The sequence below is a fragment of the Kitasatospora griseola genome (assembly GCF_044999035.1).
Lineage (GTDB): Bacteria > Actinomycetota > Actinomycetes > Streptomycetales > Streptomycetaceae > Kitasatospora > Kitasatospora griseola.
In genome coordinates this window covers 5,656,555-5,683,208 of record NZ_CP173360.1, presented here as the reverse complement: position 1 = coordinate 5,683,208, position 26,654 = coordinate 5,656,555, and the positions used below count along the sequence as shown (strand labels likewise).

The window sequence follows — 26,654 nt, the reverse complement described above, 5'->3', positions numbered from 1 at the left end:
GGCCCGAAGCGCGGCCGGCGCGGACACGACGGCCATCAGCAGCGGCACCTGGCGCCGTCGACGGATGGTCATTCGGCAACTCCCTACCTCGGATCGGACACGGCCTCGCGGAGCACGGTCGCGATGCCGCCGAAGCTGCGGCGCTCGGCGTGCTGGAGCGCGGTCACGCCGTCGGCGTCGGCGAGCTGCGGGTCGGCGCCCGCGGCGAGCAGCAGGCGGACGATCTCGGTGTGCGCGCGGCCGCCGTCGCCGAGGATCACGGCCTCCAGCAGGGCCGTCCATCCGAGGCGGTTGACGTGGTCGACGTCGATGTCGGTCTCCTCCAGCACCGCCTGCACGTAGGCGACGTGGCCACGCTCTGCGGCGGGTATCAGGCTGACGCCGCCGAACCGGTTGGTCAGCCCGAGATCCGGCCGGGCGGCCAGCAGGGCCCGCATCATGGCGACGCTGCCGGTGACGCCGGTGACCAGCCACGGGCTGTCCTCCCGGTGGTCCTGCGCGTCCGGATCCGCGCCGGCCGCGACCAGGAACTCGGCAACGGCCACCTGGTCGGCGAGCGCGGCCGTCAGCAGCGCCGTCCGCCCCTGCGGATCGCGCGCCTCCAGGTTGGCGCCGGCCGCCAGGGCGGCCCTGGCGGCGGCGAGGTCGCCGGTGTGCGCAGCGCCGAGCAGGCGTTGGTCGATTGCGGTCGTCATCACGGTCCTCCTCCTGAAGGGACGGCAGGTACGGCACGGGCAGTCCTCGGTGCACGGGCGAGGTCGGACCGGGCCGAACGGTGGGCCCGCCGAATGACTCCGACGAACCTCTCACCTCCATATTTGCCCCGCCCCCGGGCTCGATTCGTCGTCGAACCGGCCAGTTCCCGCGAGCCTTCCGGCTGATACCGACGTCATCCGATCAGTCGATGCGCGACGTCCGCGAGGGCCGGCTCCGGCACCCGATGCAGAGTCGACGGTACTGACGATCCGCTACAAGGGGCCGACACAGGCCGGGCGTTGAGAAGTCGACGCAGGCGGGGCGGCCGAGGAGGCCCGGCGGGGCCGCGAACGTGGAGATTCGATCACCATGGCGATCTCCCCCTTCCGCCCGCCGGAATTCTGTGCCATTTTACATGTCACACGTCAGATGGTCGGCGCCCCCCAGCCCGGCCACTACCGCTCGGAGTCCCCCACCGTGCGTCATATCCGGATATCCGCCGCCCAGTTGGGTCGGCTGCTCGCGCTCGCTTTTGCGCTGGTTCTCACCGTCGGACTGTTCGCCCCGCAGGGCCGCGCCTTCGCTGCGCCCGCCCAGCCCGCCACCGGTGCCACCCCCGCCGACACCGCCGCCGCCCCCGTGTCGCACCCCGTCCCGAAGTCGGCCGACGAGCCGAAGGACGCCCGCCCGACCCCGGGTCAGGTCGAGACCGGCACCAAGTCCGCACCGCGGCAGGCCACCCAGGCGCCCACGGCCAAGAAGCTCGGCGCGCGCGCCGCCGACGCCGGCGGCTGCGACACCTCGTCGTTCGGCTCCGCCGGCGGCACCGCCCTGGTCAACACGGTCAAGTCGGCCGGCCTGGACTGTCTGGGCAAGCTCTATTCGATCACCGGCACCGACGCGAAGAACACCTTCCGCGAGCCGCAGATGGTCGCCGTCGCCGACGCCCTGCGCACCGCCTCGGCGGGCTACGACGGCACGGACTCGACGTCCGCCGCCCAGCTGATCGCCTTCCTGCGGGCCGGCTACTACGTCCAGTGGTACCACCCCGATGCGGTCGGCCCGTACGGCACCGCCCTGCAGACCTCGATCCGCGGCGCGCTGGACGCCTTCTACGCCGCCCCGCACGCCAAGGACGTCACCGAGGCCAACGGCCAGATCCTCTCCGAGGCGGTCATCCTGATCGACTCCGCCCAGGAGAACGCCCGCTACACCGGCGTGATCAAGGACCTGCTGGACCGCTACACCGGCTCCTGGACCGGCGGCATGTGGGACGCCGTCTCCAACACCAAGCTGGTGCTGGAGAACGGCCTCGGCACCGACTCCTTCAACGCCGCGCTGGCCGCCGACCCGTCCGTGGCCGCCTCGATCTCCGCCTTCGTCAAGCGCAACAGCCGGATGCTCAACGGCAGCGACCTGGCCACCGGCCTCGGCATCGACCTCGGCTCCTTCCTGGAGCAGCCGGTGCTGCAGGCCCAGGCCCGCCCGCTGGTCAAGGACCTGGTCAACGCCTTCCCGCTGATCGGCGCCACCGGCCCGCTCACGATGAACCTCGCCTGGTTCACCGAGAAGAAGGACGAGGGCCACTGCTCCTACTACGGGCTGTGCGACCTGCCGACCCGGCTCGCCCCGCTGGTCCTGACCGTGGACCGTATCTGCAGCCCGACCCTGCACATCCGCGCCCAGGCGCTGACCACCGCCGAACTGGACAGCACCTGCTCCAGCCTGGCCAACGAGGACGCCCTGTTCCACAGCGTGGTCAAGGACAACGGCCCCGTCCCCGGTGACCTCAACACCCAGTTGGAGGTCGTGGTCTACGACTCCTCCTACGACTACCGCCTGTACGCCTGGTCGATGTTCGACATCGAGGTGGACAACGGCGGCATGTACCTGGAGGGCAAGCCCGACGAGGCCGGCAACCAGGCCCGCTTCATCGCCCACGAGGCGGAGTGGCTGCGCCCGGCGTTCTCGATCTGGAACCTCAACCACGAGTACGCGCACTACCTCGACGGCCGCTTCAACTTCTACGGCGGCTTCGACGCCGGACAGACCGTCCCCAACATCTGGTGGATCGAGGGCTTCGCCGAGTACATGTCCTACACCTACCGGGACGTGCGCTACGACGACGCGATCGCGCAGGCCGCCAAGGGCACCTACAAGCTGAGCACGCTGTTCGACACCACCTACCAGAACACCGACTCCACCCGGACCTACAACTGGGGCTACCTGGCCGTCCGGTACATGCTGCAGTCGCACCCGCAGGACGTCGCCGCCTACCTGGCCAAGACCCGCACCGGCGACTTCACCGGCGCCCGCGCCGTCCTCACCGGCATCGGCACCAAGTACGACGCCGACTTCGCCACCTACCTGGCCGCCTGCGGCACCGGCAACTGCGGCACCCTGCCGCCCGCCGCCCCGCTCTGCGCCAACCCGGACACCCGCTCGTACGGGCAGAACTGCCGCCGCGACAACGTCGCGGCCACCTCCGGCAACTACAGCTACAGCTTCCTCAACCTGCCGGCCGGCGTGAAGCAGCTCACCATCACCACCACCGGCGGCACCGGCAACGCGGACCTCTACTGGAACCCCAGCGCCTGGGCCACCACCGGCTCCTACGCCACCAAGTCCACCAACAGCGGCAACGGTGAGACCCTGACCATCACGAACCCGCCCGCGGGCTGGGTGTACTTCAGCCTCTACGCCCAGAGCTCCTTCTCCGGAGTCACCGTCACCACGCAGTACTGACCCGCCCGGTGACACCCGAGGCCCGCGGATCCCAGGACCGCGGGCCTCGCGCCGCATCCGGCTCGGCCGCCGGACTCCCCGGGCCGCCACACCCGGCGATCGCGGCCCCTGCCCCCAGGAGTCCCCGCACCGATTCATGCGTGCCCGAACGGTCACCGCGCAGCGATTCCCGATGGGGTGAATCTCCCCGCCGCGGCCAAGCGCCGGACCGTTTCGGCGTCCCTGGGGAACCACGGGCTCCGGCAAGGGCGGACGGCGATGCGGCCCAGGTCGCCGGGGCCACCCGGAAGCACCGCTCGGGGGCCGGGCCCTGCCCGAGTTCCCCGGAATTTCCTCGGTACCCGCTCGCGGCGCTGCGCACAGGAGCTGCCGTGGGCGCTAATCTACGCTCAGAGCTCAACAAGTCCGGCGTTTCGCCTGGTCAGGGAGCCCCATCGGCTGACGGTCGGTCAGCGGCCGAGGTAGGGCGGGTGGGACTCGAACCCACGACCAAGGGATTATGAGTCCCCTGCTCTAACCGGCTGAGCTACCGCCCCCCGACTCGACCCGCCGGGGCCGACGTGCGGTCCTGGCAGCAGCAGACGGCCCCTCAGGGACGCCCCCGGCAGCATAGCCGGTCGGTCACCCGTGGTGCGCGCCGGGGGCGCATCCGGGTCCGCCCGCTCCCGTCCCCTCCGCGTCGCCCGTTCGTGGCCCCGGTCGCACCCGTCCGACGGACACCCCGACGAGCGAACGAGCAGGGCAGCGGCGGCCGCCGACCTCCGCGCACGGCTGGAGCCGGACCCGGGCTGCGGGCGGCGACCATGCCGGTGCCGCCGACGCGGTGACAGCCCGGTCGCGGCGGCGCCGCATCGCCCGGTCGGCCCGGCCGTCGGCAACTCCCGCACGGGCCCGGCGTTCGCCCCAGGCCCACGGATGACATGTCGTCAGGTGTCCGGCCGATCGGCATCGCCACTGCCGCCCCGGCACCGCGGTCGGGACGATCGGCAGCCACCGGCAAGGCGGCAGCACCGCCGACGTCCCGTACCGCAGTTTCGGCGGCAATCAGGTGCAGGCGCCCTGCGGGCAAGCATTCCTGATGCCCGGTCGAGCACTCCCGCCAACGGGACGGTTGGCCCGCTCGGGCGGCCGAACGCCGAGGCGGTTGCCGCTGCGGCACGGGCCCTGGTAGATCTTGCTGCATCCACCGCCCGGCACCTCCCGGGCGGGCCGCCGAGCGGAAGCGAGTGACGGTGCCGCGCACCTCCCCCCGAACCGGCCGTGGTCCGGCCGCCGCGGCCTGCGCACTGCTGCTCTCACTGGCGGTGGCGGTGACCGGCTGCACTTCCGCCGGGCCGGCCGAGAACGCGCTCCCCACCGCCCACCCCGCGCCCGCGGACCCGGTGGGCGACCGGATCGGGCCGCTGTTCGTGGACGACACCGACGGCATGCGGGCCTGCACGGCCGCCGTGGTGCACAGTCGCGGCCGCAACCTGCTGATCACCGCCGCCCACTGCGCGGCCCCGCGGGGCGTCCCGCTGGACGACCTGGTGTTCGCCCCCGGCTACCGCGACCGACACTCCCCGCACGGGAGTTGGCCGGTCACCGAGGTGGTGGTGGACCCGCGCTGGGGGCCCGAGGAGAACGAGGGGTACGACGTGGCGTTCCTCACTGTCGGCCCGCTGAACGGCCGGCAGATCGAGGACGTGATGGGCGCCTACCCGCTCGCCACCGGTCTCGGCTTCGGCCTGGAGGTCACCGTCACCGGCTATCCCAACAGCGCGGTGTCCCCGATCACCTGCGCGGGCCGCACCACCTCGCGCAGCAACACCCAGCAGCGATTCGACTGCGCCGGATTCACCGACGGCACCAGCGGCAGCCCGTGGGTGACCGAGAAGGGCCAGGTGATCGGAGTGATAGGGGGTTACCAGCAGGGCGGAAACAGCCCGGAGGTCTCCTACAGCGTGGCCTTCGGCGACCGTCTCGCGGACCTCTACCGGCAGGCCGGCGGCTGAGCCGCCCGCGCCCACCCGCGCCCGCCCACCGGCCGGCCCGCGGCTCGGGCGGCGCAGGAGGCAGGCCCGGGCGGCGCGGGGAAAACACGAAGGCCCCTCGGTCTCGCCGAAGGGCCTTCGCTCTGTACTGATCACCGTGACGTCCGGTGAAGCTCCCCCAATTGGACTCGAACCAATAACCTGCCGATTAACAGTCGGCTGCTCTGCCAATTGAGCTATGGGGGACCGCGCTCCTCCAATTGGACTCGAACCAATAACCTGCCGATTAACAGTCGGCTGCTCTGCCAATTGAGCTATGGAGGATCGTGCTTCCGCCTCGCCCACCCCGATCTCCGGATCTCTCCGGGGCCCACGGTGCTCGCTGCGGGACATACATTAGCGCACTCAGGGGGGTGTTCCGCCAATCGCTTTCGGCACCGGCCTCCCCCACCTCGGCCGCGGGCCGGTCCGGCGCGCCCCGCGCGCGCCGTACGGGGCGGACGGGGATGCTGGTGCACGGCGGCTCCGGCTGGCCCGGACCCGCCACCGGCAGGGCGGTTCACGGCCCGGCCGGACGGGTAGACGCGGCACACAATCGCGCGGCGACGAAGGGTGGAACCAGGGCATGTGGAAGGTCTCGTTGATCGTGGGCGTCGGGATCGGGTACGTCCTCGGCGCCCGGGCCGGGCGGGAACGGTACGACCAGCTGGCCGGTGCGGCCCGACAGCTGCGGGAGAACCCGCGGGTGCAGGGCGCGGCCGGCAAGGCCAAGCAGCAGGCGGGCGCGGTCGCCGGGAAGGCCGCCGGGGCGGTGGCCGACAAGGTCGGCGAGAAGCTGCCGAACTCGCTGACCGAACGCGTCCCGTACTTCGCCAAGCACAACGGCGAGGACGACGGCTGGGGCACCGTCCGCCCCTGATCGCGGCGAACGTCCCCGACCGGGCACGGAACGCCCCCGACCAGGCACGGACGGTCGGCGGCGGGGCTGGTTCCGGTACCGACTGGGCAACACTTGCGGCAGTCGGGCCCGCCCCGGCCGCCGACTGCGGCATGATCTCGGCATGGCCATCGTCGCGGGCATCGACAGCTCCACCACTCGCACCCGGATCGTCGCGTGCGACGCCGACACCGGCGCCGTGCTGCGACAGGGCCGGGCCCCCCATCCGCTGCCCGAGGGCGACGACGCCCGCTCCACCGAGGTCGACCCGCAGACCTGGCTGCACTCGCTCGGCGACGCCGCCGCCGGGGGCCTGCTGGAGAGCGTCCGGGCGATCGGGGTGTCCGCCCAGCAGCACGGGCTGATCGGCCTGGACGCCGGCGGTGTCCTGGTACGGCCCGCGCTGCTGTGGAACGACCCGCGCTCGGCGGGCTCGGCGGCCGCGCTGCTGGACGCGCTCGGCGGGGCGGAGCCCTGGGTGGAGGCGATCGGCGCCGTCCCGGGCCCCACGTACACCATCGCCAAGCTGCGCTGGCTGGCCGAGTTCGAGCCGGTGTCGGCGCAGCGGATCGCCGAGGTGCTGCTGCCGCACGACTGGCTGGTCTCCCAGCTGCTGGGCGGCGCCCGGCGGCGCACCACGGACCGCGGCGACGCCTCCGGCACCGGCTACTGGTCGCCGATCACCGGCGAGTACCGGCAGGACCTGATCAAGCTGGCGTTCGGCCACGAGCTGAAGGTTCCGGACGTGCTCGGCCCGGCCGAGCCCGCCGGGCACACCCCCGAGGGGCTGCTGATCTCGGCCGGCACCGGCGAGAACATGGCCGCCTCGCTGGGCCTCGGGCTGGGCCCGGGCGACGCGGTGGTGTCGCTGGGCGGCAACGGCACGATCTTCGCGGTGCACGACCGGGCGGTGGTCGACCCGTCCGGGCTGGTCTCCTCGTTCGCCGACGCCACCGGCCGACACCTGCCGATGGTGGCGACGCTGAACGCCGCGCAGGTGCTGCGCTCCACCGCCGGGATGCTCGGCACCGACCTGGAGGGCCTGTCGGACCTGGCCCTGCAGTCCTCGCCGGGCGCGTACGGGATGGTCTTCCTGCCGTACCTGGACGGCGAGCGCACCCCGAAGCTGCCCCAGGCGGCGGGCACCCTGACCGGGCTGCGGGCCGAGTCGATGGCGCCGCAGCACGTGGCGCGGGCCGCGGTCGAGGGCATGCTGTGCAACCTGGCCGAGGCCCTGGACGTGCTGCGCGGGCACGGCGTCGCGGTGAACCGGGTGTTCCTGCTGGGGACGGCCGGCCGGCTGCCCGCCGTCCAGCAGATCGCCCCGCTGGTGTTCGGGCTGCCCGTGGTCATACCGCCGCGCGGCGACCACGCGGCGCGCGGCGCGGCCCGCCAGGCCGCCTGGGCCCTCGCCGGAACGGCCGAGCCCCCGCACTGGGAGCTGCCGGACGTCACCCTGCTGACCCCCGACCAGGAGCACGACCTGGCGGTCGGCAACGCGGTGCGCCAGCAGTTCGCGGCGATGCGCGAGCAGCACCACCCGGAGACCGCCGCGAACGCCTGACCCACCGTCCGGAACCTTGGGCCGACCGGCTGCTGAGGATGCGTCAGCGACCGCGGAGTGGCAGCGTGGGGGCTCCACGACTGGAGGGACGGTTCGTCATGGCGTTGCACAAGGGGCAGGGACACGAGCAGGACGATCGGCGGCTGCCGTTCAGCCCGCTGCACGTGCTGACCGACCCGCTGGGCGCGATGCAGGTGGCCCCGCCGCTGCACCGGCTGCCCAAGATCCCGATCCCGCCGCCCGTCGCGTACCAGCTGATCCACGACGAGCTGATGCTGGACGGCAACGCCAAGCTCAACCTGGCGACCTTCGTCACCACGCAGATGGACGAGCACGCCGACCGGCTGATGGCCGAGTGCCGCGACAAGAACATGATCGACAAGGACGAGTACCCGCAGACCGCCGAGCTGGAGCGGCGCTGCGTGGCGATCCTCGCCGACCTGTGGCACGCGCCCGACCCCGGTGCGGCGGTCGGCTGCTCCACCACCGGCTCCAGCGAGGCCTGCATGCTCGCCGGGATGGCGCTCAAGCGGCGCTGGATGCGGCGCAACGCCGACCGGTACGCGGCCGGGGCGCGGCCCAACCTGGTGATGGGCATCAACGTGCAGGTCTGCTGGGAGAAGTTCTGCAACTTCTGGGAGGTCGAGGCACGGCTGGTACCGATGGAGGGCGACCGCTTCCACCTGACCGCCGATCAGGCCGCGGCGCACTGCGACGAGAACACCATCGGCGTGGTCGGGATCCTCGGCTCCACCTTCGACGGCTCCTACGAGCCGATCGCCGAGATCTGCGCCGCCCTGGACGAACTCCAGCAGCGCACCGGGCACGACGTTCCGGTGCACGTCGACGCCGCGTCCGGCGGCATGGTCGCGCCGTTCCTGGACCCGGGCCTGAAGTGGGACTTCCGGCTGCCCCGGGTGGCGTCGATCAACACCTCCGGCCACAAGTACGGACTGGTCTACCCCGGCGTCGGCTGGGCGCTGTGGCGGGACGGCGAGGCACTGCCCGAGGAACTGGTGTTCAAGGTCAACTACCTGGGCGGCGAGATGCCGACCTTCGCCCTGAACTTCTCCCGGCCGGGCTCGGAGGTGGTCGCCCAGTACTACACCTTCCTGCGGCTCGGACGCGCCGGGTTCCAGGCCGTCCAGCAGGCCTGCCGGGACGTCGCCGAGTACCTGGCCGAGCAGATCGAGAAGCTCGGCCCCTTCCGGCTGATCACCCGCGGCGACCAGCTGCCCGTGTTCGCCTTCACCACCGTCGAGGACAGCCCGTTCGACGTCTTCGACGTGTCGCGACGCCTGCGCGAACGCGGCTGGCAGGTGCCCGCGTACACCTTCCCGGAGGGGCGGACCGACCTGGCGGTGCTGCGGGTGGTGTGCCGCAACGGGTTCACCCGGGACCTGGCGGACCTGCTGCTCAACGACCTGCGGCGGGTGCTGCCCGAGCTGGAGCGCCAGCCCGCGCCGCTCAGCGAGCTGGGCATGCCGCAGCGCAGCGGCTTCCACCACTGACGGGCCGGCGGGGCGGCCGGTCGGGTCCGGGTCAGTCCAGGTAGCCGCGGAGCTGATCGGCGAAGGCGTGCTCGCGCAGTTTGCGAAGGGTCTTCGCCTCGATCTGCCGGATCCGCTCCCGGGTCACGCCGAAGAGGTGGCCGATCTCCTCCAGGGTGCGGGGACGGCCGTCGTCGAGACCGTAGCGGAGCTGGACCACCTGGCGTTCGCGCTCGCCGAGGATGGCCAGCACCGCCTCCAGGTGTTCGCGCAGCAGTAGGAAGGCGGCGCTCTCCGGCGGGGAGGCGGCGTCGGCGTCCTCGATCAGGTCGCCGAGGGCCACCTCGTCCTCCTCGCCGACCGGGGTGTGCAGCGAGACCGGCTCCTGGGCCAGCTTGAGAACCTCCCGGACCCGCTCCGGCGACAGTTGGAGCACCAGTCCGACCTCGGCGGCAGTGGGCTCCACCCCGCGTTCCTGCAGCAGGGCGCGCTGCACCCGCAGCACCCGGTTGATCAACTCGACCACGTGCACCGGCACCCGGATGGTGCGGGCCTGGTCGGCGAGGGCCCGGCTCATCGCCTGGCGTATCCACCAGGTCGCGTAGGTGGAGAACTTGTAGCCGCGGGCGTAGTCGAACTTCTCGACCGCCCGGATCAGGCCGAGGTTGCCCTCCTGGACCAGATCGAGCAGCGTCAGGCCGCGGCCGACGTAGCGCTTGGCGACCGAGACCACCAGCCGCAGGTTGGCCTCGATCAGGCGGCGCTTGGCGATCCGGCCGAGCACGACCAGCCGGTCCAGGTCGTCGGCGAGCCGCTCGTCCTCGCCCGGGGTGGTGCGGTCCAGGGCCTCCTCGGCGAACAGGCCGGCCTCGATCTGGCAGGCCAGCTCGACCTCCTCGGCGGCGGTCAGCAGCCGGATCCGCCCGATCTCGCGCAGGTACTGCCGCAGCAGGTCGGCGGCCGGGCCGGTGCCCTCGTCCAGGGCGACTTCCGGGGGCTCGCCGGCGAGATCCTCGGCGGTGGGCTCGGATTCGGGCTCGGTCTCGGTCTCGGCGGCGGTCTCGGCGGTTTCGGTTCCGGCAGCGGTTTCGGATTCGGCTTCGGTTCCGAGCCCGGGGGCGGAGGCGGGGGCGGTTCCGGGCTGCGGTTCGGCGCCGGCGGGGAGTTCAGTGCCGGTGGGGAGTTCTGTGCCGGCGGGCCGGAGTGGGATCGCGGCGTCGTGCCGGGCGGGGGCGGTGCGGTGCGGGCGGGCGACTGAGAGCTCCACGGGCATCCCTCCAGGGGCCGCGCGCGGCCTGGGGGTTGCCGCGCCACACCGGAGGGGATACCCAGCCCGGCGTGCCCGGGCACCTGCGGGCGGCCGCGAGCCACACCTGCGGCACCCGGCGCACACGCGGGTGCCATCGGACAGGCAGGGGCGGCCGAGGGCGTGACGGCGGGTCAGGAGGCGCCGGGAGGCGGCCAGGGGGTACCCGGGGAAGCGGTCAGAGGGCGGCGACGCCGCGGGAGCGCAGCTGCTGGCCGTACTGCTGCAGGGCCCACAGTTCGCTCTGCACCGGGTGCAGTTCCTCGGCGCCGGCCCGGTCGCCCAGCCGGCGCAGGTGGGCGCGGACCTCGTCGACCCGCCGGTCCACCGCCTGCAGGCGGAGCTTGACCAGGAACTCGCCCGCGTACACCTCGTCGGCCTTGCGCCGGGAGCGGATCGGCTCCACGGTCAGTTCGGTGACCAGGCCGCGGACCTGGTCGTCCGGGCTGGCCTCGCGGACGGCAGCGGTGAAGTCCGGCAGGCTCGCGCCGTACGCAGCGCCGCCGGCCTGGCCGATGGCGCGGCGGACGGCCTGGTACGGCGGCGTGGGGAACTCGTCCTCGCCGTACTGGTCGAACGCCGGACTGACCAGATCGGGGTGCTGGAGGGCGAGTTTGAGCAGCTCGCGTTCGACGAACTGCGCCGGGTCGCGCGGGTTGAGCCGGAACACCGGGCGCTCCGGACGGGCCGGCTGCTGCTCCGCGGGTGCGGCGCGGCGCAGCGGCTGCCGCTGGCCGTTCTGCTGGTTCTCCCGCTGCCAGCGGGCGAGTTGGGAGATCCGGCGGACCACGAACTGCTCGTCCAGGATGCCGACCATGCCGGCCAGCTGGACCGCGTACTCGTGCTGGATCGAGCGGTCCTTGATCTTGACGATGATCCCGGCGGCCTCTTCGAGCGCGGCGGCGCGGCCCTCGGCGGTGTCCACCCGGTGCCGGGCGACCGCCGAGCGGAGCGCGAACTCGAACAGCGGGACGGGGTTCTCCACCAGGGTGCGGACCGCCTCGTCGCCCTGGGCGAGGCGCAGGTCGCACGGGTCCATTCCGCCCGGGGTGATGGCGATGGAGGTGCGGGCGGCGAATTTCTGGTCGTCCTCGAAGGCGCGCAGGGCGGCCTTCTGTCCGGCGGCGTCACCGTCGAAGGTGAAGACCGTCTCACCGCGGTAGGTGGAGGTGTCCATCAGCAGCCGACGGATGATCTTGATGTGGTCCTCACCGAACGCGGTGCCGCAGGTGGCCACCGCCGTGGTGACGCCCGCCAGGTGACAGGCCATCACGTCGGTGTAGCCCTCGACCACCACGGCCCGGCCGGACTTGGCGATCTCCTTGCGAGCCAGGTCGATGCCGTACAGGACGTTCGACTTCTTGTAGATCGGCGTCTCGGGGGTGTTCAGGTACTTCGGACCGTTGTCGTCCTCGCGCAGCCGGCGGGCGCCGAAGCCGACCACGTCGCCCGAGCTGTCCCGGATCGGCCAGACCAGGCGGCCCCGGAAGCGGTCGATCAGGCCGCCGCGCTGACCCTGCGAGGCCAGACCGCCGACCGAGATCTCCTTGTCGGTGAAACCGCGGCCGCGCAGGAAGCGCACCAGGTGCTCCCAGCCGACCGGGGCGTAGCCCACCCCGAAGTGCTTGGCCGCGGCCTCGTCGAAGCCTCGCTCGGAGAGGAAGCGCCGACCGATCTCCGCCTCGGGCGTGGCCAGCTGCTCCTGGAACCAGGCGGCGGCGACCTTGTGCGCCTCGATCAGCCTGGTCCGCTCGCCCTGCTGGTGCCGCGGGCTGTAGCCGCCCTCCTCGTAGCGCAGCGTGATGCCCGCCTGGGCGGCCATCCGCTCGACCGCCTCCGCGAACGAGCAGTGCTCGATCTTCATCAGGAAAGTGATCGTGTCGCCGGACTCGCCGCAGCCGAAGCAGTGGAAGACGCCCTTGCCCGGGTGCACGTAGAACGACGCGGACTTCTCGTCGTGGAACGGGCACACGCCCTTCAGCTGGGCGCCGCCGCCATTGGCCAACTGCACGTAGTCGCCGACCACGGCATCGATCGGCAGAGCGGCACGCACCGCCTGCACATCCTCGTCCCTGATCCTCCCGGCCACTGGGAAAGTCTACGGGAGCGGCGTTCGTACGAAGCTGCCGTGCGGGCGGTCGCACGACACCGGGCTCAGCCGACCAGCTTGGTATGCAGGGCGAGGGCGGAGGCGTCGGTCAGGGTGGCGATCTGGTCGATCACGGTGCGCAACGCGGCACGGTCGTCCTCGGCCTCGGCGTACTGGGCGGCGAACACCGGGTCCAGCCCGTCCGGGGCGGTGCGCAGCAGGGCGTCGGCGAGTTCGGCGATCACCACCCGCTGGCGGGAGCGGAGCTGGGCCTGCTCGTCCCGCTGCATCACGTAGCGGACGGCGACCGCCTTGAGCACCGCGCACTCCAGCCGGACGGTGCGCGGAACGACCAGTTCGGCGGCGTAGCGGGTGAGCGGGCCCGGGCCGTAGCGGGCCCGGGTGGCCTGCTCGGCGGCCAGGCAGAACCGGCCGATCAGCTGGCTGGTGAAGTCCTTGAGGCCGGCCCGGGCGCGGGCGGTGCCGTCGTACCAGGCGGGCCACCACTCCTCGGCCTGCAGCCGGTCGAGAGCGGCGCCGAACTCCTCCGGCCCGGTCTCCGCGGCGAACCGCTCGGCGATCGCGAACAGCTCGGCCCGCTCCTGCGGGGCACGCAGCGCCGCCGGGTCGATGTGCCCGGCCTGCAGGCCGTCCTCCACGTCGTGGGTGGAGTAGGCGACGTCGTCGGACCAGTCCATCACGGTGGCCTCGAAGCACCGCCGGCCGTCCGGCGCGCCGGTGCGCATCCAGCGGAAGACCGGCAGGTCGTCGCCGTACACGCCGTACTTGGTGGAGGCGGGGTCGGTCGGGTGGCCGCCGCGCGCCCACGGGTACTTGGTGGCGGCGTCCAGGGCGGCCCGACTCAGGTTGAGGCCGACACTGCGGCCGGGCCACGGGGCGAGCCGGACCTCGGGCTCGTCGAGCGGGGCGAACCGCTTGGGCTCCAGCCTGGTCAGGATGCGCAGCGACTGGGCGTTGCCCTCGAAGCCGCCGCAGGCCTCGGCGGCCTGGTCGAGCGCCTCCTCGCCGGTGTGGCCGAACGGCGGGTGGCCGATGTCGTGGGCCAGGCAGGCGGTCTCCACCAGGTCCGGATCGCAGCCGAGGGCCGCGCCCAGCTCCCGGCCGACCTGCGCGCACTCCAACGAGTGGGTGAGCCGGGTGCGTGGGAAGTCGCGGCGCATCGGCGCGACCACCTGGGTCGTCCCGGCCAGGCGACGCAGCGCGGCCGAGTGCAGCACCCGGGCACGGTCGCGTTGGAAGGCGGTGCGGCCGGGCCGCTTGTCGGGCTCGGGCACCCAGCGGGCCTCGGACTGCGGATCGTACGGAGTGGTGGTCTTCATATATCAGCCACCGTACGCCGGGTGACGGACATTCGGACGTGCGCCGCGCAAACTCCGGGAGTCGCGCGCCTGTCGCGTGCGCCGCGCGCACCGGGGGGTCGGACGGGTGCCTCGGAACGGCCTGGGAAATGTGCAGAGACTTCTCTGCAAAGAACCCTATGCAGAGAAGCCTCTGCACTCTAGTGTTGCCCCCATGAACGAGCACCGCCCCGAAGAACACCCTGCAACCCCCGCCCCGGAGGGCGAGCACCCGCGACGCCGACTCGACGCCAACAGCCTCCGCGGGCTGGCCCACCCGCTGCGCATGCGACTGCTGGACGAACTCCGGCTGCACGGCCCCTCGACCTCCGCCCGGTTGGCCGACCGCACCGGCGAGTCCACCGGCACCATCAGCTGGCACCTGCGACACCTCGCCGAGCACGGGTTCATCGAGGAGGAGGCCGGGCGCGGCACCAAGCGGGAGCGCTGGTGGCGTGCCATGCCCGGCGCGATCTCGCTCTCCGCCACCGACTTCGAGCAGGACCCCGGCGCCAAGGCGGCGGTCTCCGTCTACCAGGCGGAGAACCTGCGCCGTCAGTACCAGCGGGTCGCGGACTCGCTGGCAGCCGAGTGGGAGGGCGACTGGCGCAGCGTGGGCTTCGTGAGCGACTGGAGCAACCTGCGCCTGACGCCGGATCAGCTTCGCGCCCTCAGCGACGAACTGGCCGCGGTCGTCGCCCGCCACACGCCCGACCCGGCCGCCGCCCCCGACCCCGATGCACGACCGGCCATCGTCCAGATCCAAGTACTGCCGCGAAAGGAACCCGACCGGCCATGACGTCGACCGCCTCCACCGAGTCCCACCCCGCCGAGCCGGTCGCCGAGCCCGTCACCGCCGGGCCGCGTCGCCTGGAGCCCGCCGTCACCGGCCCGACCGTCCGTCGGCCCGCCGGACTGCTGCGGCGCCACCGCGACTTCCGGCTGCTGTGGATCGGTGAGACCGCCAACAAGTACGGCTCCGCCGTCACCGGTCTGGCCCTGCCGCTGATCGCGGTCAGCACGCTGAACGCGAGCACCTTCCAGGTCGGCCTGCTCGGCGCGGCGGGCTGGGCGCCTTGGCTGCTGATCGGCCTGCCCGCCGGAGTGTGGGTGGACCGGCTGCGCTCCCGCCCGATCATGCTCACTGCGACCGCCGTCTCACTGGTGCTGTACGCCACCGTGCCGCTGGCCGCCCTCGCCGGAACGCTCACCCTCGGGCACCTGCTGGCCGTGGCCCTGCTCGCCGGGGCCGCCGGGGTGTTCTTCCAGACCGCGTACACCGCGTACCTGCCGCAGCTGCTCGACCCCGCGGACCAGCCCGAGGGCAACGCCAAACTGCACGGCAGCGCCTCCGCGGCCGGCATCGTCGGACTCGGCAGCGGCGGCCTGATCGCCCAGCTCGCCGGCCCCGTCAACGGACTGCTCGCCAACACCGCGACGTTCCTGCTCTCGCTCTGGTGCACCGCCCGGATCGGCCACCGCGAAACCGACCGCACGGACCGACCGCGACGGGCGCTGCGCCAGGAGATCGGCGAAGGCCTGCGGCTGCTCGGCTCCGACGTCTGGTTCCGCACCTTCACCCTGTTCGGCGCCACCTCCAACCTGGTGCTGACGGGCTACCAGTCCCTGCTGGTGGTCTTCCTGATCCGCGAGGTCGGCATCGACGAGGGCACCGTCGGCCTGCTGGTCGGCCTGGCCTCCACCGGCGGCATCGTCGGCGCGGCCTTCGCCCGCCGGGTCGCCGCCCGGCTCGGCACCTCCCGCGCCATGCTGATGCTCGAACTCGTCCTGCCCGCCCTGACCGTCCTCATCCCGCTCACCGGCCGCGGTCTCGGACTGGCCTGGTACCTGATCGGCGGCTTCGGCGCCTCCGCCGGTGTGGTCGCCGGCAACGTCATCAAGTCGACCTTCCAGCAGCGCTACTGCCCGCCGGAACTGCTCGGCCGGCTCTCCGCCAGCAGCGCCGTACTCAACTTCGGCTCCATCCCGCTCGGCGCCCTGCTGGCCGGCTTCCTCGGCACCCAGCTGGGTGTGCGCCCCGCGATGTGGCTGATGACCATCGGTGTGCCGCTGGCCGCACTGATCCTCTGGTGCTCCCCGATGCGCCGCGTCCGCGAACTGCCCACCGAACGCCGGACGCTGAACGGCGCCGACCTACCCGTCACCCCGGCCTCCACGAGCTGACTTCCTCTCATTTCGGGTGCCACCGCCGAACTGTGGTCCCCTGCCGGCATCAGGAAGGTCACCGAGGGGTTGACGCCGAACCCCGCCCGAACGGCACCGCGGAGCCGCACGGACCGCGATCAGAACCTGCGGCCGGACGGCCCGGGACCTCGGCGACGCAGCACTCCGACGGCCGGTACCGCCCGGACTGTCAGCGCTGGCGCGGGGTGGAGGTGGCCGATTTGCGTGGGGCTCGGACCCGACGGGCCGGCGCGGGCACAGGGGGTACGGCGGGCTCGGCTCCGGGGTGGGGGCTGCCGGCCTCCGCCATGGCCTGCCCCCGCTGGGTGGGCACCACTGGCGCGGCGGACAGGGCCCGCAGATTCCGCTGAGTGTCCGCCGCCTCGGCCTCATCGACTTGCTGACGGAACATCACCGCCTCGCGGTGCACCGACGGCACGCCCGCTTCCGCAGCCCGCCCGTACCAGTCCAGGGCGCGCTCGGTCTGGTGACGATCGGCCAGCATCCGGGCGGCCGCGAGCAGGGCGTCCCGGTCGCCGGCGTCGGCGGCCCGCGCGTACCAGTCGAGCGCTTCGTCGATCCGGCCCCGGTTCTCCAGCATCTCGGCCGCTTCGGACACGGCCTGCAGGTCTCCGGTGTCGGCGAACCGCTGCACCCACTCGATGGCCTCGTCCGTGCTCACCGACCCGGACAGCATCCGGGACGCCTCGCGCAGCCGGTCCGACTCAGGACGGTCCGCCGAACGCAGCAGCAGATCCGCTTCGAAGTACCGACCGGCGTCTTTCAGCAGATCCACCGCATCCGGCAGCAGCGCGGTGCCCGCGGTACCCCGATCCGTCGCGGACCGCGGCACCACCGCACCGCCCTCGGTCTCCTCGGCCGCTCCGAGGAGCAGCCGGGGGCGGGAGCGAGGACGGTCGGACGCCGTCGCCGACCGCGGGTCGAGCTGCTCGACCACGTGGACCACCTCGGGCAGCGCATGCCGGTCGCCCGCCTTGACGGCGGCGCGGTACCAGCTGATGGATTCCCGTGACCGGCCGAGTTCGCCCAGCAACCGGCCGAGTTCACGCATCGCGTAGGTGTCGCCACGATGGGCGGCGAGCTCGTACCAGTGCACCGCCCGATCGCGGTCGCCGTTCCGTTCCAGCATGTCGGCCGCCTGGAACAGGGCCGCTTCGCTGCCCGCCTCGGCCGCCTTGCGGTACCAGCTCAGCGCCTCGACCAGGTCGCCGTCCCGCTCGCACTGTTCGCCACGCTCCCGCAGGGTCACGTGGTCGCCGATGTGCCCGAACCGGGGCAGGTCGCCGAACTGACCGTGTCCGGCGGACAGTGCCGCCGCCTCGTGCCAGACCGTCTCGCCGATCCGGCCCGTCGCCGCCCACACTCCTGCTGCCCATACGTCTGCTGCCTCGTGCATCGTGGTGACCCCCTGTTCCCACGCACGTTCCCACCAGGCGATCGCCTGGTCCGTTCTCCCGACCACCGCGCAGATCCCGGCGCGGGCAGCGGGCACCTCGGGATGTCCGTCGACCGGCGCCCACTCGAACCGGCTCATGGCCTCGTCCGCGCGGTCGAGCCCGACGACCGGCTGCCCGGTACGGTCATGGGCGGCCAGGTGACCGGCTTCGGTCTCCGCTTCGGAACGCTCCAGTGCCTCAGCGATCTCGCCCGTGCGGCCTTCGGCGCACCGGCAGAGCGCTTCGACGTCTCCGTCCTCGACGGAGGGCCGCGCGCCGTTGCCGGTCGGGGACGAGGCAGCGTGCGGGAAGCCCGTTGCCACCTGCCGCTCGGCCGGGCTCGACGTCACCGCAGTCGGGCTGCGGTGCGCCCGGTCGGCTTCCATCAGGACGGCCCAGTAGCGGGCGTTTCGCACCGGGCGACCGGCCGCGCGGGACAGTTCCCCCGCCACGATGGCGAGTCGGTCGACGTCGCGGGGCACGGAACGGCCGGACAGCCAGCCGTTGAGAGTGGACGGGCCGATCCCACCCAGCCCGGCCAACCGTTTCCGAGTGATCGTCCGTCCGTCGGCCTGGCGGGCAGCCTCCCAGAGCAGGAGCAGTTCGCACAGCACCCGGGAGTGGGCGACACGGCCCCTCACCCGCACGTCAACTGCCATGCCAGCTCCCCGGCCGGACTTGGGACGGATCTTCGGATCTGCCCCTCTGCGTGCAGGGTACGCACTCCGCCACCCCGCCGTACCTAGTTCTCCGGGAATCAGCTACGGGATCGGCGATCCTGCCCCCATCCGGGCCCCTGACCTGCTATAGGAGCCTCGGGCCGTCATGATCGGGCGCGTCTCTCCGTGCCCTTGCCGGCCACGGGCCGGGCGATCGGGTCAGTGCCGCTGCCGCAGGGATGTCAGGACGGCTTCGGCCATGCCCTCTTGACCCTGCGCGTTCGGATGCACCGGGGCCAGGCCGCCCGTTGTACTGAGGGGTTCGATCCAGCGGGTGCCCTCCGCCTCGCACATGTCGTGGCCGGCGGACGACGCATAGGTGTCGACGAAGGTCGCTCCCGCCGCCTCGGCCCGTTGGCGGAGCATGGCATTCAGCTGCTGCTCCTGCTCGGCGACGAATCCGATGTCGGCGGCCGCGATCCCGTCCCCGAGTGTCTGCTCGCATCGGGCCGGATCCTGCGGCAGTAGCGCCGGGTAACCGACCAGGAGGATCCTGGCCTGCGGTGAGCGCCGCTTGACCTCGCCGAGGGCGGTGGTGAGCCGCTCGCCGGTGTCCTGCACCTTCCGCTGGACCTCGCCCCGCCCGGCGCCGGTGGTGTAGTAGCTGCGGCAGGGCGCGTCGCTGTTCCCGCCGATCAGGTTGTACCGGACGTTCTCCAGCGCGCAGCGGCCCAGGACGTCGAGGAAGCCGGCGTCGTTGCCGCCGATACCGACCGTGACCAGGCGGGTCGCCGGGCCGAGCGCGTCCAGCTGGGGAGGGTTGACCCCGTTGTCGGTCCGCTGGGCGGACGTCAGGTCTCCGGTCCGTGCGCCGCTGCAGCTGACGTCGGTGAAGTCCTGCAGGCCGAGCTGTCGGGCCACCAGGGACGGGTAGTTGGCCCCGGAACGGCCGCAGCCGAGGGGCGAGCCGTTCTGCGGCGGGATCTTCAGGCCGGAGGTGTAGGAGTCCCCGACGGCCACGTACGGCCCGGTGATCGGCGTCGCGGAAGGACTCGGCGATGCCGCCGTACCGGGGCCCGGCTTCGAGGAGGTCTCGGCGGCACTGCACGCCGCGGTGCCGATCAGCACCGCGGCGGTGGCGGCCAGCAGGCGGCGGCGCACCTAGTCCGCGCCGCGCTCGTGCTCGGCGAGGAACTCCTCGAACCGGCGGCCGAGCTCGTCGGCCGAGGGCAGGTCGGTGGTCTCGGCCAGCAGGCTCTCGCGGTCGACCGCGCCGGAGACCGCGTCGTACTGGCTCTCCATGCCCTGGATCGCGGAGCGCAGTTCGCCGTCTCCCTGGGAGAGCTGGTCCTCGATCTCGGCATAGACCTCATTGACCCGCGCACGCAGCTCGCTGCCGGGCATGACCAGACCGGTCGCGGACTGCACGGCCTCCAGGATCACCACCGCGGCCGCCGGGTACGCGGAGCGCGCGATGTAGTGGGGTACGTGCGCGGCGAAGCCCAGCACGTCGTGGCCGGATTCGGCGAGCCGGTACTCGACCAGTGCCTGTGCGCTGCCGGGGACCTGCGCCTGGTCGAACCACTTGGGGTGGCCGGCCGCCAGGTCGATCCGGTTTCCGTGCGGGGTGAGGCTGACCGGCCGGGTGTGCGGCACGCCCATCGGGATGCCGTGGAAGGAGACGGCCAGGCGGATCTCGAACCGCTCCACCAAATCCCGTACGGCGGCGGCGAACAGCTCCCATTCGGTGTCCGGCTCGGGGCCGGTGAGCACCAGGAACGGCGCACCGACGGAGTCGTGCACCAACTGGAGGAGGATCTCCGGCGGGTCGTAGTCCGTCCAGCTCTCCCGGTCGAAGGTCATTGCGGGCCGACGGGCCCGGTAGTCGACCAGCCGGTCGTGGTCGAACCTGGCGACCACCTGGGGCGAACCGTGCTCCAGCAGGTGCGCCACGACCTGGCCGCCCGCCTCGCCTGCGTCCATGAAGCCCTCGAAGTGGTACAGCAGCACCAGGCCGGCACCGGCCTCCGCGGCGGCGCGGGCCGCCGCCAGGGCGGTCACGCCCTGCGGTTCCAGCTTGTACAGCTCCTTGGGATCACGCACAGCGCACCCAACCCCGTTCTGTCTCGTTGGCTCCGAATGTTTCCGGATCTGCTCTGTCCAGCGTGCGACGGCTCGCCGGAATTCCCGTCCGCGCACGCGTCTTCACTCCGTCTCGGGAATCCTCTCACCCTCCGGAAAAGCCGCTGGTCGTGGACGTGGCGGAGGGGCCGAGCGGTAATATGACGGGGCGTCTCGGCGTGCCGAAAGGACCCGCGCGTCCCCGTTGGCGCGCCGCGAAGTGACGCACCGCCTTCTGGCGGGTATCGTCCTCTCGCTGCCTCGCATCGTCGCGTCGTCGCGCCACGCCGTCTGTCACGTCGTGGGCCACGCCCCGGTCCGTTGTGCTGCCAGCCATCCATTGCGCACCTTGCCTTCATCTGGCCGCCTGCTTCGCTTCGTGATCTCGTTTCTCTCTCGGCCATCTCGCGGACGCACACTGTCCCGTCGCTCATCCCGCCGGATCGGTCCGTCGACCCGTGTCCGTACCGGCACCGCGCTGCCCGCCTCCGGGCTGCCGACCCACCGCACGCCCGAGCCTCTGGCGTAGCGCGCCCGGGCGGCCGTTGTCCGGAGCCGGGGCGAACGACCACTGCCCACGCGCCGCGAATCCGGCACGCGGGCCCCGACGACAGCCGAAGGACCGAAGGATCCGTGCCCGTACCCGTCACCCTCTACGGCCGCACCGTGCGGCTGGAGCCCCTCGCCGAGCACCACGCCGCGGCCCTGGCCGAGGCCGGCGCTGAGGACCGTACGACCTACGCCTTCACCCCTGTCCCGCACGGCCTGGAAGCCGCGCGGGAGTACATCGCCCGCGCCCTCGCCGACCAGGCGGCGGGCCGGTCGATGCCGTACGCCACCGTGAGTACGGTCGACAATCGGGTCGTTGGCTCGACCCGGTTCCTGGAACTCGACTACTGGCAGGGGCCGCTAGTCTGGCCGCCCGTGCCGGGGATCCCGTACGGCGATCCGCTGGAAGCGGTGCCGGACGCCGCCGAGATCGGGAACACCTGGCTCTCTCCGCGGGCGCAGGGCACAGGCATCAACACGGAGGCGAAGCTGCTGATGCTGCGGCACGCCTTCGAGGCTTGGGGCGTGCAGCGGATCTCGCTGCGGGCCGATGCCCGCAACGCCCGCTCCCGGATCGCCATCGAGCGGCTGGGCGCCACCTCCGAGGGGATTCGCCGGGCGCACTCGCGCGGGCTGGACGGAGTGGTCAGGTCCACTGCGTTCTATTCGATCCTGGACGAGGAGTGGCCGGCCGTCCGCGACATCATCGAGCTGCGGATCGCCGCCGCGACCTCGCCCAGCGCGCCGGATCCGGCGCCGCTCAACCAGGAGTGCCTTAGACACGGCGGCTCCCTGGTCGGCGAGCCTGTGATCGGCAGCTCGCTGCTCCCGGCCGCCTGAGACGGCCTTCCGGCTCCCGCTCCGGCGGGGGCCGGCCCGTCCGGGGTGGGTGTGCGACGGGGTCGGCCCCCGCTCACCCACCCCGGACGGCTTTCTGCCGCGATGGAGCTTCAACGCTCTGTCGAGTTGTCAAGGAGCGTGGGCCGCACACGGTTTGGCTCCACCTCCAATCCCGGGTGTGATCCTTCTGACACTCCGCCAGGTCTGACTCTCGCCCGGCCTCCACCTCAGTCCTCCTGCCGGTCGCCCTCGGTGCCGGTCTCCGAGCCGGCTGCCTCCGCGGCGGCGGCCAACTGTTGGAGAGCGGCAAGGTGGGCGGCCAGCGCGGCGCGACCGTCCCGGGTCGCGGAGAGCCAGGTGCGCGGCCGCTTGCCCACGTAGCCCTTGCGAGCCCGCAGGTAGCCGGTCGCCTCCAGGCTCGCCGCGGTCTTGCTGAGCACCGAGTCCGAGACCTGGCAGTAGTCACGGACCACGGAGAACTCCGCTTCCTGGCACCCGCTGAGGAAGGCCAGGACGGTGAGCTTGGTCGGCTGGTGGAGAAGCGGGTCGAGCCCGTTCACTGCGCGTCGCTCATGCTCTGCTCCTTGACGTGGCGGTTGATCAGGACGATGGCGGCCCACAGCGTCAGGCCGCCGCCCGCGCCGACGGCCGCTCCGACCCAGCCCTGGTCTCCGGTGGCGAACCAGGCGACGAGGCCGGACAGCGCCGCCACCAGGACGACGGCACCGAGCGCCCGCACGGCGTGCGGCGGGAAGCCGCGCTCGACGAGCCCGGCGACACCGCGGGCGCGGATGGCCACCCGCAATATCGCGGCCTGCACCAGCACCAGCCCGAGCGGGCACAGCAGTATCAGCCACTGGGCCTGACGCTCGAATGACTGCCCGAGCGCCGCCCCGTAGGCAGCGAGCGAGAGACCCACGCCCGGCCCGTACCACCAGGGCAACGGTTGTGGCCGCCGGGCCGCAGCCTCGGCCCGCCCGGCGATGGCGAGCGCCTCGGCGGGCGTGAGGGTGCCTCCGGGCGGGATCCCTTCGGCGTCTCCGTACGTGAACTGCCTGTCCTCAGCCATCGAACCCCCGAGCAGAGCGCGTCGGACCCGGCCCACTGCCGGATCAAGTGCTGTCACTCTGACACATGCTTTCCGTGATGGAAAGTAATTTTCCGACGGACCGTCAGCAGTGAGGTCAACAGCGCGAGTCGATCTCCTGGAAGGAGGCGTAGTGATCGGCCGTCCAGTACTGCTCACCGGCGCCGCCGGTCACGACCCGCCGGGTGCCGCGGTCGTCCGACCCCGGGGTGACCACGGTGAACTCGTGGTAGTAACCGTTGCTCTGGCGCGGCAGCCGGCTCTCCCGGTTCTCGAAGACGATGCCGTCCGAGCGATACGGGTAGGGCCCGCCCTTGGCGATCAGTCCGAGGGTGTCGAGGGCCTGCGAGGGCAGCTTGCTGCGGCAGACGTCGGCCAGCGCGGTGCTCGTGGGCACCCAGGTCGGCAGGTCCGTGGGCGACTTCGTCGGGGCGGACGGCTTGGGGGCGCTCGTGGCGCCGCTCCGGGTCGCCGTGGCGGCAGGCGCGGACGGGGACTTCACGGCGCTCGGGCTGCCGGTGTCACCCCCGCCGTCCAGCAGGGCGACCACTGTGGCGACGAGGCCGGCGACTACCAGGACGATGAGGCTGATCAGGCGATTGCGGCTGCTCATGGCCTCTAGCTTGCCGTACCGCCTCACCCGAACGGCGCAAGCCGGCGCGCACCCCGGGCGGGCGTCGCGTCCGGCACCCGTCGATCGGAGAGGGTCGGCGCCGGGCCGCGGGACGTGGTGGATCGGTTCCGGAGAAATGCCGCCGGGGCGGGGACGGACGCCATTGTCCGTTCCCGCCCCGGCTGCTCCGTACGGCGGCTCTCCTGCGCCGAGCTCCGCCGTACGCCCCTCCGGTGTGGAGGGGTGCGGTCAGTGATCCGCGCTGCTTCGTGTCAGCGCGAGTCGCTTCCCGCCGTCTCGATGGCGGCGCGGCCTGCCTCCAGGCGCGCCACCGGAATCCGGAAGGGAGAGCAGGATACGTAGTCCAGCCCCACCTCGTGGAAGAAGTGGACCGAGTCGGGGTCGCCGCCGTGCTCGCCGCAGACGCCGAGCTTCAGGTCGGGGCGGGTGGCCCGGCCGGCCTGCGCGGCGCTCCGGACCAGCGAGCCGACGCCGTCACGGTCGATGGTCTCGAACGGGCTGACGCCGAAGATGCCCTTCTCCAGGTAGGCGGTGAAGAACGAGGCCTCGACGTCGTCGCGGGAGAAGCCCCACACGGTCTGGGTCAGGTCGTTGGTGCCGAAGGAGAAGAAGTCCGCGGCCTCGGCGATCTGCCCGGCCGTGACGGCGGCACGCGGCAGCTCGATCATGGTGCCGAGCTTGATGTCGAGGTTGACGCCGGTGGAGGCGCAGACCTCGGCGAGCACCCGCTCGCACTCGTCGCGGACCAGCTCCAGCTCCTGGACGGTGCCGACCAGCGGGATCATCACCTCGGGGCGCGGGTCGCCGCCGGCCAGCTTGCGCTCGGCCGCGGCCTCGGCGATCGCCCGGACCTGCATCCCGAACAGGCCGGGGATGACCAGGCCGAGGCGGACGCCGCGCAGGCCCAGCATCGGGTTGGCCTCGTGCAGGCGGTGGACGGCCTGGAGCAGGCGCAGGTCGTTCTCGTTCGGGTCCTTGCGGGCCTCGGCGAGGGCGACGCGCACCGACAGCTCGGTGAAGTCGGGCAGGAACTCGTGCAGCGGCGGGTCGAGCAGCCGGACCGTCACCGGAAGCCCGTCCATCGACTGGAAGAGCTCAAGGAAGTCGCCCTTCTGCAGCGGCAGCAGGCTGGACAGCGCGGCCTCGCGGTCCTTGTCGTTGTCCGCCAGGATCAGGTGCTCGACCTCCTTGCGGCGCTCCTCACCGAGGAACATGTGCTCGGTGCGGCACAGGCCGATGCCCTGGGCGCCGTACCGGCGGGCGCGGTTCGCGTCCTCGGCGTTGTCGGCGTTGGCACGGACCGCGAGACGACGGCGGCCGTCGGCGTGCGACATCAGCCGGTGCACGGCCTGGACCAGCCCGCCCTGGACGTCGGCGCCGGCGTGCAGGGTGCCCTCGAAGTACTCGACCACCGGGGACGGCAGCACCGGGACCTCGCCCAGGTACACCTTGCCGTTGGCGCCGTCGATGGACACCACGTCGCCCTCGTGGACGACCTGGCCGTCGGAGGTGGTGAACCGGCGGTTCTTGGTGTCGACCTCCAGCTCCTCGGCGCCGCAGACACAGGTCTTGCCCATGCCGCGGGCGACCACGGCCGCGTGCGAGGTCTTGCCGCCGCGCGACGTGAGGATGCCCTCGGCGGCGATCATGCCTTCCAGGTCGTCGGGGTTGGTCTCGCGACGGACCAGGATGACCTTCTCGCCGGAGCGCGACCACTTCACCGCGGTGTAGGAGTCGAAAACCACCTTTCCGACCGCCGCACCGGGCGAGGCCGCGATGCCGTAGGCGACCGGCCGGGTCTCGGAGGTGGGGGCGAAGCGCGGGAACATCAGCTGGGCGAGCTGCCCGCCGGTGACCCGGTGCAGCGCTTCGTCCAGGTCGATCAGGCCCTGGTCGACCAGCTGGACGGCGATCCGGAACGCGGCAGCGGCGGTGCGCTTGCCGACCCGGGTCTGCAGCATCCAGAGCTTGCCGCGCTCGATGGTGAACTCGATGTCGCACAGGTCCCGGTAGTGGTTCTCCAGGGTCTGCATGATGGACATCAGCTGGTCGTACGACTTCTTGTCGAGCTGCTCCAGGTCGGCCAGCTGGAGGGTGTTGCGGATGCCCGCCACCACGTCCTCGCCCTGGGCGTTCTGCAGGTAGTCGCCGTAGACGCCCTGGGTGCCGGTGGAGGGGTCGCGGGTGAAGGCGACGCCGGTGCCGGAGTCCTCGCCGAGGTTGCCGAAGACCATCGTGCAGATGTTGACGGCGGTGCCCAGGTCGTTCGGGATGCGCTCCTGGCGGCGGTACAGGCGGGCCCGGTCGCCGTTCCAGGAGTGGAAGACCGCGTGGATCGCCAGGTCCAGTTGCTCGCGCGGCTCCTGCGGGAACTCCCGGCCGGTCTCGCGGAGCACGATCGCCTTGAAGGTCTCGACCAGCTTCTTGAGGTCCTCGGCGGTGAGGTCCAGGTCGTTGACGGTGCCCTTGGCGTGCTTGGCCTCGTCCAACGCCTCTTCGAACAGCTCGCCGTCGACGCCCAGCACGGTCTTGCCGAACATCTGGACCAGGCGGCGGTAGGAGTCCCACGCGAAGCGCTCGTTGCCGGACTGGGCGGCGAGCCCGGTCACCGAGGCGTCGGAGAGGCCGATGTTCAGGACGGTGTCCATCATGCCCGGCATGGAGAACTTGGCACCGGACCGCACCGAGACCAGCAGCGGGTTGTCCGCCTGGCCGAGCCGCTTGCCCATCTGAGCCTCGAGGGCGACCAGGTGGCCGGTGATCTCCTCGTTCAGCGAGCCCGGCTCGGTGCCGGTCTCCAGGAACACCTTGCAGGCGTCGGTGGTGATGGTGAACCCCGGAGGGACGGGGAGGCCCAGGTTGGTCATCTCGGCGAGGTTCGCACCCTTCCCGCCGAGAAGATCCTTGAGGTCCTTGTTTCCTTCGGTGAAGGAGTAAACAAACTTCTGCTGCGCCGCCACGGGTG

At 72.2% G+C, this 26,654-nt stretch carries 19 protein-coding genes and 3 tRNA genes; 8 read left to right on the top strand and 14 right to left on the bottom strand.

Annotated elements, in window-relative coordinates; all coding sequences use genetic code 11:
- Window positions 1–83 precede the first annotated feature (83 nt).
- Window positions 84–695, bottom strand: a complete 612-nt coding sequence (locus ACI1MP_RS25810; RefSeq protein WP_380335358.1) for an ankyrin repeat domain-containing protein — start codon at window positions 693–695, stop codon at window positions 84–86.
- 430 nt (window positions 696–1,125) lie between these two features.
- On the opposite strand from ACI1MP_RS25810, the gene ACI1MP_RS25805 reads away from it, so the two are divergent.
- Window positions 1,126–3,441, top strand: coding sequence for a collagenase (locus ACI1MP_RS25805; RefSeq protein WP_404869570.1), 2,316 nt, complete (start codon window positions 1,126–1,128; stop codon window positions 3,439–3,441).
- Window positions 3,442–3,903: 462 nt separating this feature from the next.
- Here the strand turns inward: ACI1MP_RS25805 and ACI1MP_RS25800 are convergent.
- Window positions 3,904–3,977 (bottom strand) — tRNA-Ile (locus ACI1MP_RS25800).
- 696 nt (window positions 3,978–4,673) lie between these two features.
- On the opposite strand from ACI1MP_RS25800, the gene ACI1MP_RS25795 reads away from it, so the two are divergent.
- Entirely contained in the window at window positions 4,674–5,435 is a 762-nt protein-coding gene (locus tag ACI1MP_RS25795; RefSeq protein WP_404869569.1) for a trypsin-like serine peptidase, read from the top strand.
- A 152-nt stretch (window positions 5,436–5,587) separates the two neighbouring features.
- On the opposite strand, the gene ACI1MP_RS25790 is transcribed toward ACI1MP_RS25795, so the two are convergent.
- Window positions 5,588–5,660, bottom strand: a tRNA-Asn gene (locus tag ACI1MP_RS25790).
- 5 nt (window positions 5,661–5,665) lie between these two features.
- Window positions 5,666–5,738, bottom strand: a tRNA-Asn gene (locus ACI1MP_RS25785).
- Between the two features lie 301 nt (window positions 5,739–6,039).
- Here ACI1MP_RS25785 and ACI1MP_RS25780 point away from each other — a divergent pair.
- The 3 genes from ACI1MP_RS25780 to ACI1MP_RS25770 all read left to right on the top strand — a co-directional run bounded on the left by ACI1MP_RS25780 (window position 6,040) and on the right by ACI1MP_RS25770 (window position 9,426).
- A complete protein-coding gene (locus tag ACI1MP_RS25780; protein WP_100585761.1) occupies window positions 6,040–6,333 on the top strand; it encodes a hypothetical protein in 294 nt (97 codons plus the stop codon).
- 142 nt (window positions 6,334–6,475) lie between these two features.
- Window positions 6,476–7,915, top strand: a complete 1,440-nt coding sequence (locus ACI1MP_RS25775; RefSeq protein WP_380335366.1) for an FGGY family carbohydrate kinase — start codon at window positions 6,476–6,478, stop codon at window positions 7,913–7,915.
- Between the two features lie 98 nt (window positions 7,916–8,013).
- Window positions 8,014–9,426, top strand: a complete 1,413-nt coding sequence (locus ACI1MP_RS25770) for a glutamate decarboxylase (protein ID WP_404869568.1) — start codon at window positions 8,014–8,016, stop codon at window positions 9,424–9,426.
- 31 nt (window positions 9,427–9,457) lie between these two features.
- Here the strand turns inward: ACI1MP_RS25770 and ACI1MP_RS25765 are convergent, their stop codons facing one another.
- The 3 genes from ACI1MP_RS25765 to ACI1MP_RS25755 all read right to left on the bottom strand — a co-directional run bounded on the left by ACI1MP_RS25765 (window position 9,458) and on the right by ACI1MP_RS25755 (window position 14,140).
- Complete coding sequence (locus tag ACI1MP_RS25765; RefSeq protein WP_404869567.1) at window positions 9,458–10,678, bottom strand: RNA polymerase sigma factor; 1,221 nt, start codon at window positions 10,676–10,678, stop codon at window positions 9,458–9,460.
- Between the two features lie 211 nt (window positions 10,679–10,889).
- Complete coding sequence (gene dnaG / locus ACI1MP_RS25760; RefSeq protein WP_380335374.1) at window positions 10,890–12,800, bottom strand: DNA primase; 1,911 nt, start codon at window positions 12,798–12,800, stop codon at window positions 10,890–10,892.
- A gap of 65 nt (window positions 12,801–12,865) precedes the next feature.
- Window positions 12,866–14,140 (bottom strand): deoxyguanosinetriphosphate triphosphohydrolase, encoded by a 1,275-nt coding sequence (locus ACI1MP_RS25755; RefSeq protein WP_380335377.1) that lies wholly within the window; start codon window positions 14,138–14,140, stop codon window positions 12,866–12,868.
- A 193-nt stretch (window positions 14,141–14,333) separates the two neighbouring features.
- Between ACI1MP_RS25755 and ACI1MP_RS25750 the strand changes: the two genes are divergently transcribed.
- Together ACI1MP_RS25750 and ACI1MP_RS25745 are read left to right on the top strand one after the other, a co-directional pair.
- Window positions 14,334–14,957, top strand: coding sequence for a helix-turn-helix domain-containing protein (locus ACI1MP_RS25750; protein ID WP_363475221.1), 624 nt, complete (start codon window positions 14,334–14,336; stop codon window positions 14,955–14,957).
- Window positions 14,954–16,342, top strand: a complete 1,389-nt coding sequence (locus ACI1MP_RS25745; protein WP_404869566.1) for an MFS transporter — start codon at window positions 14,954–14,956, stop codon at window positions 16,340–16,342. The genes ACI1MP_RS25750 and ACI1MP_RS25745 overlap by 4 nt, the downstream gene beginning before the upstream one ends.
- Before the next feature lie 190 nt (window positions 16,343–16,532).
- On the opposite strand, the gene ACI1MP_RS25740 is transcribed toward ACI1MP_RS25745, so the two are convergent.
- The 3 genes from ACI1MP_RS25740 to ACI1MP_RS25730 all read right to left on the bottom strand — a co-directional run bounded on the left by ACI1MP_RS25740 (window position 16,533) and on the right by ACI1MP_RS25730 (window position 20,561).
- The gene (locus ACI1MP_RS25740) at window positions 16,533–18,458 is read right to left on the bottom strand and encodes a hypothetical protein (protein ID WP_404869565.1); all 1,926 of its coding nucleotides are present in this window, start codon (window positions 18,456–18,458) and stop codon (window positions 16,533–16,535) included.
- Window positions 18,459–18,677: 219 nt separating this feature from the next.
- On the bottom strand, window positions 18,678–19,619 hold the full coding sequence (locus ACI1MP_RS25735) for a GDSL-type esterase/lipase family protein (protein ID WP_404869564.1): 942 nt from the start codon (window positions 19,617–19,619) through the stop codon (window positions 18,678–18,680).
- A complete protein-coding gene (locus tag ACI1MP_RS25730) occupies window positions 19,620–20,561 on the bottom strand; it encodes a PAC2 family protein (RefSeq protein WP_189270409.1) in 942 nt (313 codons plus the stop codon). It lies immediately after the preceding gene.
- 651 nt (window positions 20,562–21,212) lie between these two features.
- Here ACI1MP_RS25730 and ACI1MP_RS25725 point away from each other — a divergent pair.
- Window positions 21,213–21,968 (top strand): GNAT family N-acetyltransferase, encoded by a 756-nt coding sequence (locus ACI1MP_RS25725; RefSeq protein ID WP_404869563.1) that lies wholly within the window; start codon window positions 21,213–21,215, stop codon window positions 21,966–21,968.
- A 227-nt stretch (window positions 21,969–22,195) separates the two neighbouring features.
- On the opposite strand, the gene ACI1MP_RS25720 is transcribed toward ACI1MP_RS25725, so the two are convergent.
- The 4 genes from ACI1MP_RS25720 to ppdK form a co-directional block, all read right to left on the bottom strand.
- Window positions 22,196–22,528 (bottom strand): transcriptional regulator, encoded by a 333-nt coding sequence (locus tag ACI1MP_RS25720; RefSeq protein WP_404869562.1) that lies wholly within the window; start codon window positions 22,526–22,528, stop codon window positions 22,196–22,198.
- Entirely contained in the window at window positions 22,525–23,037 is a 513-nt protein-coding gene (locus ACI1MP_RS25715) for a hypothetical protein (protein WP_404869561.1), read from the bottom strand. Before ACI1MP_RS25715 ends, ACI1MP_RS25720 begins: the two co-directional genes overlap by 4 nt.
- A 115-nt stretch (window positions 23,038–23,152) precedes the next feature.
- On the bottom strand, window positions 23,153–23,668 hold the full coding sequence (locus ACI1MP_RS25710) for a ribonuclease domain-containing protein (protein ID WP_404869560.1): 516 nt from the start codon (window positions 23,666–23,668) through the stop codon (window positions 23,153–23,155).
- A 272-nt stretch (window positions 23,669–23,940) separates the two neighbouring features.
- Window positions 23,941–26,649 carry a pyruvate, phosphate dikinase gene (gene ppdK / locus ACI1MP_RS25705; protein ID WP_229847143.1) on the bottom strand — a complete coding sequence of 903 codons (2,709 nt, stop codon included), beginning with the start codon at window positions 26,647–26,649 and terminating at the stop codon, window positions 23,941–23,943.
- Window positions 26,650–26,654: the final 5 nt, after the last annotated feature.